This is a genomic window from Kineosporia rhizophila (assembly GCF_021277265.1).
Classification (GTDB): Bacteria; Actinomycetota; Actinomycetes; order Actinomycetales; family Kineosporiaceae; genus Kineosporia; species Kineosporia rhizophila.
Genome location: NZ_JAJSOH010000010.1, coordinates 228,830 through 241,138 on the forward strand (window position 1 = coordinate 228,830; position 12,309 = coordinate 241,138).

Annotated in this window: 12 protein-coding genes and 1 pseudogene; 5 read left to right on the plus strand and 8 right to left on the minus strand. The window is 71.0% G+C overall.

The genetic code is table 11. From position 1 onward, the window contains the following. Window position 1 precedes the first annotated feature (1 nt). Window positions 2-1,252, minus strand: a complete 1,251-nt coding sequence (locus LWF15_RS17180; RefSeq protein ID WP_232811844.1) for an MFS transporter — start codon at window positions 1,250-1,252, stop codon at window positions 2-4. Next, entirely contained in the window at window positions 1,252-1,983 is a 732-nt protein-coding gene (locus LWF15_RS17185; RefSeq protein ID WP_232811845.1) for a DNA alkylation repair protein, read from the minus strand. Before LWF15_RS17185 ends, LWF15_RS17180 begins: the two co-directional genes overlap by 1 nt. Before the next feature lie 664 nt (window positions 1,984-2,647). Here LWF15_RS17185 and LWF15_RS17190 point away from each other — a divergent pair. Both LWF15_RS17190 and LWF15_RS17195 read left to right on the plus strand, forming a co-directional pair. Then, the gene (locus LWF15_RS17190) at window positions 2,648-3,646 is read left to right on the plus strand and encodes an alpha/beta hydrolase (protein ID WP_232811846.1); all 999 of its coding nucleotides are present in this window, start codon (window positions 2,648-2,650) and stop codon (window positions 3,644-3,646) included. Then, entirely contained in the window at window positions 3,639-4,103 is a 465-nt protein-coding gene (locus tag LWF15_RS17195) for an HIT family protein (RefSeq protein WP_232811847.1), read from the plus strand. Before LWF15_RS17190 ends, LWF15_RS17195 begins: the two co-directional genes overlap by 8 nt. On the opposite strand, the gene LWF15_RS17200 is transcribed toward LWF15_RS17195, so the two are convergent. The 4 genes from LWF15_RS17200 to LWF15_RS17215 all read right to left on the minus strand — a co-directional run bounded on the left by LWF15_RS17200 (window position 4,069) and on the right by LWF15_RS17215 (window position 6,791). Beyond that, a complete protein-coding gene (locus LWF15_RS17200; protein WP_232811848.1) occupies window positions 4,069-4,923 on the minus strand; it encodes a deoxycytidylate deaminase in 855 nt (284 codons plus the stop codon). The two genes, LWF15_RS17195 and LWF15_RS17200, sit on opposite strands and share 35 nt — an antisense overlap. Further along, window positions 4,920-5,516, minus strand: a complete 597-nt coding sequence (locus tag LWF15_RS17205; RefSeq protein ID WP_232811849.1) for an adenylyltransferase/cytidyltransferase family protein — start codon at window positions 5,514-5,516, stop codon at window positions 4,920-4,922. The genes LWF15_RS17200 and LWF15_RS17205 overlap by 4 nt, the downstream gene beginning before the upstream one ends. Before the next feature lie 89 nt (window positions 5,517-5,605). Further along, entirely contained in the window at window positions 5,606-6,223 is a 618-nt protein-coding gene (locus LWF15_RS17210) for a hypothetical protein (RefSeq protein ID WP_232811850.1), read from the minus strand. Window positions 6,224-6,236: 13 nt separating this feature from the next. Continuing rightward, a complete protein-coding gene (locus LWF15_RS17215; RefSeq protein ID WP_232811851.1) occupies window positions 6,237-6,791 on the minus strand; it encodes a hypothetical protein in 555 nt (184 codons plus the stop codon). Window positions 6,792-6,968: 177 nt separating this feature from the next. Here LWF15_RS17215 and LWF15_RS17220 point away from each other — a divergent pair, with 177 nt between their 5' ends. Further along, a complete protein-coding gene (locus tag LWF15_RS17220; RefSeq protein WP_232811852.1) occupies window positions 6,969-9,062 on the plus strand; it encodes an acyltransferase family protein in 2,094 nt (697 codons plus the stop codon). Between the two features lie 174 nt (window positions 9,063-9,236). Next, the gene (gene bdeA, locus LWF15_RS17225) at window positions 9,237-10,172 is read left to right on the plus strand and encodes a bis(hydroxyethyl) terephthalate hydrolase (protein ID WP_232811853.1); all 936 of its coding nucleotides are present in this window, start codon (window positions 9,237-9,239) and stop codon (window positions 10,170-10,172) included. An 8-nt stretch (window positions 10,173-10,180) separates the two neighbouring features. Here the strand turns inward: bdeA and LWF15_RS17230 are convergent, their stop codons facing one another. Beyond that, window positions 10,181-10,729 carry a QsdR family transcriptional regulator gene (locus tag LWF15_RS17230; protein ID WP_232811854.1) on the minus strand — a complete coding sequence of 183 codons (549 nt, stop codon included), beginning with the start codon at window positions 10,727-10,729 and terminating at the stop codon, window positions 10,181-10,183. Window positions 10,730-11,029: 300 nt separating this feature from the next. Between LWF15_RS17230 and LWF15_RS17235 the strand changes: the two genes are divergently transcribed. Next, entirely contained in the window at window positions 11,030-12,097 is a 1,068-nt protein-coding gene (locus LWF15_RS17235) for a discoidin domain-containing protein (protein WP_332879913.1), read from the plus strand. Between the two features lie 31 nt (window positions 12,098-12,128). Here LWF15_RS17235 and LWF15_RS17240 read toward each other — a convergent pair. Further along, a pseudogene (locus LWF15_RS17240) lies at window positions 12,129-12,309 on the minus strand (sensor histidine kinase); the annotation flags it as partial.

Below are 12,309 nucleotides of genomic sequence, written 5' to 3' on the forward strand. Positions count from 1 at the left end.
CTCAGACCCTAGGCACCCGACGGCCCCGGTACCAGGCAATAACCGGCAGCAGGGCCAGCGACAGCATCCCGCCGCCGATCGAGAGCACCGCATAACTGCTGCGGTCGACCACGATCCCCGACAGCGCCCCGCCCGAGGCCCCGGCGATCGCGATCAGCACGTCCACGCTGCCCTGGGTGGCCGCCCGCTCGGCCGGGGCGGTCGAGTCGATGATCAGCGCGGTGCCGCTGATCAGGCCGAAGTTCCAGCCCAGGCCGAGCAGGACCAGAGCCACGGTGAGCACCGGCAGCGAGTCGCCCGGGGCCAGGGCCGCCACCAGACCGGCGGCCAGCAGGGTGCCCGCGGCGGCCACCGCCATGGTGATCCGGCCCAGCCGGTCGACCAGTCGCCCGGTGACCAGCGAGGGCAGGAACATCGCGCCCACGTGCATGCCGATCACGAACCCGACCTCGCCCAGACCGTGCTGGTGGTGCCGCATGTGCACGGGCGTCATGGTCATGATGGCGACCATCGCGATCTGGGTGATCACCATGATCGCCGCCCCGACCACCACGCCCCGGCCCCGCCCGGCCCCCGAGGCCTGCGGTGCCGCCGAGGGCTGGGCCAGCGCCCGGGCCACCAGCAACGGGTCGGGCCGCAGGAACGTGTAGAGCACCAGCCCGGCCACGGCGTAGGCGACCCCGCCCAGCAGGAAGGGCCCGGTGAGGGCGGGCAGGTTCAGGGCCTCCGCCAGGTCACCGAGGGGCTCGACCAGGTTGGGCCCGGCCACGGCACCGAAAGTGGTTGACACCAGGGCGATCGACACCGCGGTGGCGCGGTTCTGCGCGTCGGCCAGGTCGGTGGCGGCGTAGCGGGCCTGGAGGTTGGTGGCCGTGCCGGCGCCGTAGACGAACAGGGAGAAGAACAGCAGCACCGGGTTCTCGACCACCGCGGCCAGCACGATGCCCAGCGCACCGACGGCCCCGATCAGGAAGCCCAGCGCCAGCCCCACCCGGCGCCCCTCCCGCTGGGAGAAGCGCCCGACCCCGAACGCGGCCAGCGCCGAGCCGAGGGTGAACAGGGCGGTGGGCAGCCCGGCCACCCCCTCGCCGCCGAGCATGTCCTGGGCCAGCAGCGCGCCGACGGTGATCCCGGCCGCCAGCCCGGCCCCGCCGAACACCTGCGAGATCACGACGACGGTGAGCGAGCGCCGGTACAGCGCCTGCCGCTCGTCCTCAGTGGTCGGGATCCGGCTGTCCGTGGGAACCGTCATCACACCCTCCTAGCTGCGGTCAGATAAGCCTGCCGCTCCGGCTGCGGATGCTTCTCCAGGGCGTAACGCAGCATGGTGCGAGGCATCTCGTGGGCGTGGGCATCAAGGAACCGGTTCAGCACCGCCCGGTCGCGCTGGCCCACCTCGCGCAGCATCCACCCCGTCGCCTTGTGCATCAGGTCGTGCTCGTCGCCGATCGCCCGGCCCGCCAGCCGCAGCAGATCGTCGAACTCCCCGGCCCGGATCAGCGCGAACGTGGCCACCACGGCCGTACGCCGCCACCACACCGACGGCGAGGTCAGCAACTCGTCCAGCAGGGGCCGCCGTTCGGGGTTTCGTAGGAGCCAGGGCCCGAGGACGTAGGGGGCCACCGAATCGACGAGGTTCCAGTTACTCAGTCGGTCCAGGTTGTCGAGCATGGTCTGCACCGCGGCCTCCTGCTGGGTGGGCTCCTTGGCCCGCCGGTAGAGCTCGACCAGGATCAGCCCGCCCAGCAGCCGTACCTCGTTCCACCGATGGGCCAGCAGCGCCTCCACGTCGGCCAACGTGGCGCTCTTCCCGGCGCCCCGGGCCATCCGGCGCAGCTCCGGCACCCGTACCCCGACGAACTCGTCGCCCTCGCCGTACTCCCCCGGGCCGGTCTTGAAGAAGACCGCCTTACCCACCGCATCGTCCGCATCCCCCAGCGCCTCGACCTCGGCCACCAGTTCGACGCTCAGCTCGGTCTCCACCGCCCCCGGCCCCCGTTCCGCGCCGCCACCCGCCCGTGCAGCTAAGCCACCACCCGTCCGTGCAGCGAACTCGGCCAGCTTCTGAATCACCGAGTCTGCCAGCCCCACCCGCCCCTACGTAGGTCGGGCGGACCGGGGCACCAGACAGACCCCACGCCACCGGGGCGAGCAGATCTCTGGAGCAGCGCACCGGTGACGGCGGCTAAATGTCTATCCGTGTACTGAACGCCTTCTGGTCGGTGATCTGGCCGGTCGGCCGGTGATCTGGCCGCTGGCCCCCCGGCCCCCATGTGGTCCGAAACCGGATCTGCACACTGACCGGTGCCATTCGGGGCCTGGGTCAGTGGACACCAGATATGCGGTTTGAAATGGCCGGACGATCCATAACTTGAGAAGACCTATTCGTTATGCACCGTCCAGCTCTTCAAGAATCGTCCAAGCCTTCCGGCGCGGACGCTCGGCAGGCTCAGAGTGGGGCGGCTGATCTGGGTGCAGGGGGATTGCCGCCACCCCTTCACCAGGCGCGCGGCGGGCTGATCGTGAAACCGGCCGGGCCTGAGGTGCGGGAGCGTGAGGTCGTTCTTCGACCAGACCTTCGACCAGACGGTCTCTGCGTAGGGATCCCACGGGACGGGCCGGGCGTCGCTGGTGTGATTATGGGCGGGTGACTTCTGCGAACTGGGCCGGCGATCTGCTGGGTGAAGGTTACGAGCAGTACACGGTCGAGCTGGGCGCCGACCCGGACGGCGAGGGGGAGATCGCCGCCGCGGTGGTCCGCCGCAAGCCGCGGGCCGAGGAAGCGGTGCGCGGGGTCGTCCTTTATGTGCACGGTTTCTCCGACTACTTCTTCCAGACCGAGATGGCCGACTTCTTCGCCGCCCGGGGGTTCGCGTTCTACGCACTCGACCTGCACAAGTGCGGGCGCGCGCGGCGGCCCGGCCAGACCGCGCACTACGCCTCCGACCTGCGGCAGTACGACGCAGACCTCGACGCCGCACTGGCGTTGATCCGGGAAGACTGGCCCGGACTGCCGGTCACCTTTGTCGCGCACTCCACTGGCGGTCTGATCGTTCCCCTCTACCTAGACCGTAAACGCCGCGCCGGAGCGGTTTTGCCGGTGACCGGTGTGGTGCTGAACAGCCCTTGGTTCGATCTGCAGGGAAAGCCGGTGCTGCGCGGGCCGGGCACCTGGTTGCTGCGGGGGCTGAGCAAGGCCTCCCCGTTCCGCACGTTCAAGCTCCCGCCCAGCATCTACGGCCAGACCCTGCACATCAGCGGCGGCGGCGAGTGGGACTACGACGTGGTGATGAAACCCCTCAACGGTTTCCCCGTCACCGCGGGATGGATGAACGCTGTGCGCCGGGGGCACGCCGAACTGCACCGAGGGCTCGACATCGGCGTCCCATCGCTGATTCTGCGATCGGACAAGTCGGTGTTCACCGCGGCCGACGGAGATCCCGACCGCGGCGACGGTGTGCTCGACGTACGGCACATCGCCCGTTGGGCGGGTTGCCTGGGCGGCGAAACCACAGTGATTCCGATTGAAGACGCTCGCCACGACATCGTCTTGTCGGTCCCGGAAGTGCGGTCCAAGGCTTACGCGGTGATCGACTCCTGGCTGTCGGCGCACCGCTCGCTGTTGCAGGAGAACGACAGTGACTGAGCCCGGCCTCTACTACCTGGGCAACACGCGCACCGAGGCCCAGGCCGAACGCATGCGCGAACTGGAGGAGGCGGGCATCTGCCTGTTCTGCTCCCCCACGATCGACCAGGAACCGGCCGAGGGCCTGGTGCTGGCCAACGAGCACTGGGTGGTGCGGCACAACGACTTTCCCTACCGCGGCGCCCGGCTGCACCTGCTCTGCGTGCCCCGCCGCCACGTCACCGACCTGGTCGATCTGCCCGACGCCGCACTCGCCGACTACTGGCAGGTGATCCGTACTCTGCGCGAGCGTTTCGGGCTCACCTACTACGGCCTGGGCGTTCGGTGCGGTGACTGCGCCTACACCGGCGGCACCATCGCCCACGTGCACGCCCACCTGATCGCCGGCGACCCGGAGTCCGAACACCCGGTGCGCCTCAAGCTCAGCTCCCGGCCGGGCCCGGCTCTACATAGATGAGTTCCACCCCGGCCCGCTGCAGCACCGCGTCGCCCTCGAGCACCGAGTAGCCGCCCCCGAAGAAGCACCGTGCGAACCGGGCCTCGGCCACCAGCCGGGCGCACCCCGGGCAGGGGAACGTGGTCACGTGCAGGTCGGCCCCCTGAAGGGCGATACCCTCCCGGGCGGCCCGGGCCACCAGCGCAGCCTCGGCGTGAATGGCTGTGGTGCGGTCCATCTCGACCCCGCGCTTGAAGTCGTTGCGCGGATCCCCGTTGAGGTAGGGCGCGTACTCGTCGGGCAGGTGCCGGTTGTGCTCCACCGCCAGCACCTCCCCGTCCCGCACGGCCGCCGCGCCCACCTGGCGCCACCAGTCCGAGCTCCGCCCGGCGGCCTCGGCCGCGAGCGCCTGCATCGAGCGGGCGTACTCGTCCGCGCTGACCTGGCCGTCCCAGTCGGGCATGGAACCGGCCCGGCTCCAGGCCTTGTCCCAGCGCAGGAAGGTAGGGATCAGCTCGATCCGGGCCCGCTCGACCAGGCCGTGCTCGGCCACCAGCGCCCGGATCAGCTCCTCGTCGGGCGCCTTCAGCAGCGGCCCGGTCACCGCCCCGGGCAGGTCACCGGCCTCCACCACCCGCCCGCGCCGCACCAGGCCCAGCGTGAGCAGCCAGCTCAGCAGCCGGTCCGGGTCGAGGGCCCGGATCTCCTTGCGAACCACCGCGTGGTCGGCGGCGAAACTGCGCCCGACCAGCAGCAATTCGTCGTCGGGGCCGCAGTGCTCGGCCAGGAACCGCTCGTACCCGGCGTGCAGCACCGGGACGAACGCGAGGATCTGCGTCATCGCTCGCCGGCGATCTCTCTGACGATGTTGTTGATGAACGTGGGCAGCCGCTCGGCCACCACGTTGGCGATCTCGAAGTACGTCTTGCGCAGCCGGGCCGAGGTGCTCACGGTGGCCATCCGCGGCAGCACCTCGACCTTGCCGCAGCAGGTGCGCTCCAGCTCGGCGATGTCCTCGGCGGAGTAGGTCTCCTCGGTGGCGATCAGCACGTCCGGGCGCACCGCGTGGATCAGGGCCCAGCGCTCGTGCTCGGGGTGCTTGAGCGTCACGATGCCCACCCCGCGCTGGTGGGTGACCATGCGCAGGCGCTCCAGCTCGGGCACGGCCGGGCGGGCCGGCCCCTTGCGCTCGCGCACCTTGCTGTCGCTGTCCACCCCGACCACCAGGAAGTCGCCGCGCGAGCGGGCCGCCTCCAGGTACATCGAGTGCCCCTCGTGGATCACGTCGAAGGAGCCGCTGGTCAGCACGATCCGCAGGCCCTGGGCGCGGACCGCGTCGATCACGCCCTTGACCTCGGCGAGCTCCTTCACGTAGCGGTGCTCGAAGTGCGAACGATCCTCTTTCAGGAGCCTGACCAAGGCGTCGATGTCCAACGAGGGCTCCTGATCCGTCCTGAATGTGCTGAACTGCGCGGCGCAATCTTTGCGACCAAGGAGACTACCAAGCCATGACCACCTCCCGGTCAGGCCAGCAGCGCCGCTATCTCGTCGGCGGACCAGGCGCCCGCCGCACCGGGGGCGGCGGCCAGGTAACGCGCGACCTGCGGAACTGGCCAGCCGTGCGCCTGCTTCACCCCGAGCCCGAGCACGCGTAGGTAGGCGGCGGACGGGGCCAGCGCGGGTACGTCGCCCGCGTTCCAGGGCGACGTGAAGGTGATCGTCGGCGGACCCTGAGGCCCTCGGAGCCGCACCAGCGTCTCGTAACGTCCCGGCCCCAGTTGCGAACGCCCTTGCGTCAGCACTTCCCGAAGGTCGACGTCGGCTCGCACCCCGCTGTACATCTCCTGCGCCACGACATCGCTGAACTGGGACAGTGTGATCAGGTAGGCCCGCATGGCCGTGCTGCCGGGAAGCTTCGCATCGTAGAAGGCACGTCCGCCGCCCCAGACCAGTGACTCGGTGGCGAAGAAGATGCCGCCCGGCACCTCGAAGGGCCGGACGGCGAACGGAAGGCGCTTGTCGCGACAGCCTGACGTGGCCCGGCGGCCACCGGGAGGGGTACCTCCGAGGAGGTAGACCGTGAATCGCTCAGCGTGGAGGTTCGAGCCGTAGCTGGCGTACCAGACCTTCGGTTCTTCCACTCCTTCAGCGTACTTAGCTGCGTGCGCTGCTCACTGTGCGTACCAGCTTGGCCAGCACGCCGGTCAGGGAGGCGTCGTTCATCGCCTTGCGGTGCACCCGGAAGCGCCAGCCGCCGGCCGGGGCGCGCTCCAGCGTCACCTCCTCGTGCAGCGCCAGCAGCACCTGCACGCCCAGGTCCAGGTGGCCGGGGCGGGTCAGGGAGCCGACCGGGCCGTCGGCCGCGTCGGCGGCGGCGAGCAGCAGCGGTTCCAGGGCGGGCTGCTCGGTGAGCAGGTAGAGCAGCGTCTCGCGGGCCAGGTCGCCGCCGGAGACCGGTTGGCTCACCAGGGGCAGGTTCAGCCGGTCGGTGCCGGTGGCCGAGTGTGCGCTGGGGGCGGGGTACTCCAGGGCGAGCGGATGGGCGGCCGCCTCGCTCAGGTGTGCGGCCAGGTCGCGGGCGGTCTCCGGATCGGGCAGCCGGCGTTGCCGCTCCAGCACCACCCGCAGCATCCGGACCGCGTCCGCGTCGTCCAGTTCCAGGATCCGGGTCTGGGCGGTGAGCGCCGCAAGGGGCGGGAAATCGGGCATCGGACCTCCTCGTAACGGGGATTTCTCCGGTCGTTCACAGGTCTTCGGAGGCCCGGCCGCCGGTCTCGAGTGACTCGGCGCACAGACCACCGGATGCAGGTTGCGGCCGACGCCGATTGCGGCGAAAGTGCGTCGGACGTTCCATCCGGAACAGCTGACCCAACCGAACCAGAGGTCGTGAAAAGGGCACCGCGCGACGAACCCCTCGAGACACCCCAGTCGCCCGACCAGACGGTCCGGGCCGGCACCTTCCGCGGTGACATTCAGGGCCTTCGCGCCGTAGCCGTCCTCGTCGTGCTGCTCTACCACACCGGCCTCGGCCCCAGTGGGGGCTTCATCGGGGTGGACGTGTTCTTCGTCCTGTCCGGCTTCCTGATCACCGGCCTGCTGGTGCGCGAGCACGAGAAGACCGGCCGGATCTCGCTGCCGCAGTTCTGGGCCCGCCGGGCCCGGCGTCTGCTGCCCGCCAGTGCGCTGGTGCTGCTGGTGACCTGCGTGGGCGCGCGCTGGTACCTGCCCGCCTCGCAGTGGCAGAGCATCGGCCAGGACGCGATGGCGGCCGCGGCCTACGTGGTGAACTGGCGTCTGGCCGCCGAGTCGGTGGACTACCTGGCCGAGGGGTCGCTGGCCAGCCCGCTGCAGCACTACTGGTCGCTGGCCATCGAGGAACAGTTCTACGTGGTCTGGCCGCTGCTGCTCAGCGTCCTGCTGCTGGCCCGCCGCCGGGCGGTCGCGATGGCGGTGATCGGGCTGGTCGTCGTGGTCTCGCTTACCCTGGCGCTGACCACGTACAACGCGCAGACCTACTTCACCACCCACACCCGGGTCTGGGAACTGGCCGCCGGGGCGCTCTGCGCCGTGGCCTTCGCCCGCCGCCCCCTGCCGCAGGGCCGGTCCCTGGTGGCGGCCCTGCTCAGCTGGGCCGGCCTGGCGATGATCCTGGTGGCGCTGTTCGTGGTGAAGCCGGAGACGATGTGGCCGGGCCCGCTCACCGTGCTGGTGGTGGCGGGGACCATGCTGCTGCTGCGCTACGGCCCGAGCGCCGGCGGCGCCCGCCTGGTCCTGGCCCTGCCCCCGATGCGGTGGCTGGGCGACATCTCGTACTCGCTCTACCTGTGGCACTGGCCCCTGGTGGTGTTCGCCCAGGTCGACGGCGAGCTGACCCGGACCGAGGGGCTGAGCATCGTGGGGATCGGCGTGGTGCTCGCCACGCTGACCTACTACCTGGTCGAGGGCCCGGCCCGGAAGGCCCGCTTCTGGGCGCCCTCCGCCCTCGGCATCGCCGGTGGCCTGACCCTCACCCTGGTCGCCGTGGGCTCGGGCACCGCCCTGGCCCACTCCCGCTCGGTGGAGGTGCCGGTGCAGCCCCTGGGCGCCGCCGCTGCCTACCCCGCGCAGGACTCGGCCAGCGCCCTGGCCCCGCCACCGGAACGGGCCAAGGACGACAACGGCGAGATCTACGAGCGCGGCTGCGCCTCGAACTACGCCTCCTCCGACCCCCGGCCCTGCGTGTTCGACCACAGCAAGGGCCCGAACGCGCCGGTGGTCTACGTGGTCGGTGACTCCAAGGCCGGCCAGTGGGCGCCCGCACTGCTGGTCCTGGCCCAGCAGCACGGCTGGAAGCTGGTCTCGATGACCAAGGCGGGCTGCCCGTTCTCGGACATCCACCGGCTGCTCACCCCGGACGAGGAGTACACCACCTGCGAGCCGTGGAACCAGGCGGTGCTGGAGGAGATCCGGGCCCATCCCCCGACCCTGCTGGTGACCACCCAGCTGCAGTTCTACCGCTCGGTCAAGGACGGCCGGCCCCTGCCGGGCGAGGCGAACCGGCAGGAACTGATCCGCGGGATGGCCGTCCGGCTGCAGCAGATGCACGACCTGGACGTCCCGGTGCTCGCCATGGCCGAGACCCCGCGGATGGGCGAGGACGTCGCCGCCTGCGTCAGCCTGCACCTGGACGACCTGGACGCCTGCGCCAAGCCCCGCGACTCGGTGCTCAAGGGCCTGGTGGTGGGCAAGGCCGCGGAGGAGACCGACACCCCGGTGGCCGACCTGACCGACCGGGTGTGCGCCGCCTATCTCTGCCCGCCGGTGATCGGCGACGTGCTGGTCTACCGCGACGACCACCACCTCACGGCCACGTTCTCGCGCACCCTGGCCCCCTTCCTCGACGAGGAGATGGCGCGGGTGCTGGATCCCTGGCTGGTCGAGCGGCTGATGCCCGACGGCTCCCCGGTTCAGCGCCCAGCGGTCCCGAAAAGCGTTTCTTGACAACGATTTAAGCCCCACATAGCTCTCGCGGCGGCTTGTGGCTTCTGGGGCTTGAGTGACGCATTCCCGAAATGCCCGGACCTACGTCTCACGATGCGCCGGTTTCATTGAACCGAGGCCCGTACCGTCCAAGGATCGCTGCGTCCCAGTCGCTTTCGCCGAAAGGAACGGATCATGAATCCGCGACCGCGCACCGACCAGATCCCGGCCCCCCGCCGCCCCTCCCGGTCCCGCCCGCTGATCGCCAGCCTGGCCGGCGCGGCCACCGCCGCCCTGGTGGCGACCGGGGTCCTGCTCGGCCCGGGGGCCAACGCCGCCGAGCCCTCGCCCTACCAGCGTGGTCCCGCCCCCACCAGCAGCTCGATCGAGGCCTCCCGCGGACCCTTCGCCACCAGCCAGGTCTCGGTGTCGGCACTCAGCGCCAACGGGTTCGGCGGCGGCGACATCTACTACCCGACCGACACCAGCCAGGGCACCTTCGGCGCGGTGGCGATCGCCCCCGGCTTCACCGCCCGTAAGTCCAGCATGGCCTGGCTGGCCTCCCGGCTGGCCACGCACGGCTTCGTGGTGTTCAACATCGACACCCTGACCACCAGCGACCAGCCCGCCAGCCGCGGCCGGCAGCTGCTGGCCGCGCTCGACCAGCTCACCCGGGACAGCCGGGTCTCGAGCCGGATCGACCCCACCCGCCTGGCCGTGATGGGCCACTCGATGGGCGGCGGCGGCACCCTGGAGGCCTCGCGCAGCCGGCCCAGCCTGCAGGCCGCCGTCCCGCTGACCCCCTGGAACATCACCAAGTCCTGGTCCGGCAACCAGGTGCCCACCCTGGTGGTCGGCGCCGAGCAGGACACCGTCGCCTCGGTGGCCTCGCACGCCCAGCCCTTCTACCGCAGCCTGCCCAGCGCCCCGGGCAAGGCCTACCTGGAGCTGGACGGCGCCTCGCACTTCGCGCCGAACCTGTCCAACACCACGATCGCCAAGTACAGCCTGTCGTGGCTGAAGCTCTTCGTGGACAACGACGAGCGCTACCGCCAGTTCGTCTGCCCCGGCCCGACCGGCGACCGCAACGTCTCGCAGTACCTGAACACCTGCTCCAGCTTCACCCCGTGAGCTGAGGCTCACTCCAGCAGGGCACGCAGGGCGGGCTCGGCGTCGGCCAGTTCCACCGGCCCGGCGCCGAGCAGCTCGGCGAAGATCACCGACTCCACGAGGCGCACGTACAGCAGCGCCCGGCCCAGCGGCTGGGGCCCGCCCACCCCGGCCTCGCGGAAGATCTGGGCCTGCTCGGCCACCGAGCGGCGCATCACGTCGCCGGCGGTGGTGAACAGCACCCGGGCCGCGATCTGCGGCTCCTCGGCCATGAAAGTGCGCAGCGGATGCGCCAGCTCGAGCATCCCGACGAACGAGCGGGTGACCGCCAGGACGTCCTCGGCGCCGCCGACCCGGCCGACCCGCGCGCGGGCGATCTGGAACAGCCGCCGGCTGATCATCCCGAAGACCTCGCCCAGCAGCTTGTCGCGGCTGCCCACGGCCCGGTAAAGGGTGGCGCGGCTGACCGCGAGTTCGGTTGCCAGCAGGTCCATGTCGAGGGTGCAGTGGCGGGCGAAGTGGATCGCCGCGCCCCTCAGGACGACCTCGGGCGCCAGCACCGGGCGGCTCGTGGGCAAGATCCCTCCTGGGGAGGAGCCGGAAGTGATCGCAGGCGACTCTCACATTCCGTGCGTACCGTACGCAATTCAGGTCACCGACGTCCTCCGGCTTTTCTGAAAGCTTTCTTTCGCCGGGCTTAATGCACAGAAAAGACGGACCGCGTAGGCCGGGCATCACCCTCCGGGGTGCCGCCGTCACCCAGCGAACATGCGAGTTCTGTTTATCCACAGGGATGCTCAGGGCCGCCGGGCTCCTGTCAGAATGGCTCTGCGCGTGACGATTCGTCGGTCACGTCTGGACCTCTGGGAGCCGACCGCGTGGACAGCAACAACCCGACGACGGGTGAGTTCCGTCTCGACGAACCCGAAGACGTGGTCTCGTCGCAGCGTCCCCCGATGCGCCGCCGGGGCGGCGACGACGAGGGCCGGCCGCCGCGTCTGTTCGGGTTCAGCCGCACGGTCTGGGCGATCGTGGCGGTGGTGGCGGTGATCGTCGGCGGGGTCGCCGTGGTCCAGTACACGACACGCTCGCCCAGCTACACCGCCCAGGACACGTCGCTGTCCGGGCTCGAGATCACCATTCCGGAGCCGAGCGCTTCCGATGCGTCACCGCCGGTCTCCCCCACCCCGGAGCCGTCGGCCAGTAAACGGCCCAAGGCCACCGCGACGCCCTCCGCCTCGGCCACCGAAGGCACGCCCGCGCCGGAGAACAACGGGCAGACCGGTCCCGGCCGGCCCGCCACCCCGTCCGGCCCGACCGGGGGCACCGACCCCCAGCCGTCCTCCGGCCCGGCCGACGAGCAGGACGAGCCCACCTCCCGGCCCGACGACGACCAGGACGACAACGGCGGCTGGGACGGCTGGGACGACGGCGACGACAACGAGGGCCAGGACCAGGACCAGGGTCAGGACGACGACCAGGGCCAGAACCCCGGGCCGGAGACCGGTCCGGGCCAGGTCCCGGTGGCCGATCCGGGCGTGAACCTCGCGGCCTCGGCCTCCGCCCAGGCCAGCAGCGCGAGCTGGGGCCTGGGGGCGGGCAACGTCACCGACGGCAGCACGCGCACCTACTGGGAGTCCAGGCCGGGCTTCCCGCAGACGCTCACCGTCGACCTCGGCCAGGTCACCACGGTCGGCCGGGTGGCACTGTCGTCACCGTCGTTCGGCTGGGGCCCCCGCACCCAGACGATCACCGTGCTGGGCAGCGCCGACGGCTCGTCGTACCGCACACTCAAGGGCTCGTCGGCCTACCAGTTCCCCAACTCCGGCAGCCAGGCCACGGCCACCTTCACGCCCACCGCCACCCGCTATCTGCAGCTGCGGTTCACCGGCGCCACCCAGTACGGCTCGGCCCAGCTCGCCGGCCTCTCCGTGCACTCGTCCTGAGCGGCCGGGCACTCGTCCTGAGCGGCTCGCCTCAGACGCAGGGGATCGCCGCGACCATCAGAGAACCACCCCGGGCCAGGGCCGAGAACATCACGTCGCCGCCCAGCGCCCGCACCCGGTCGAGCATGCCCGGCAGTTCGGCCCCCAGCCGCAGCTGGGCGGGACGGTTCGCGTCGTCCTCGATCTCGATCGTCAGGATGCCGTCGGCCTCG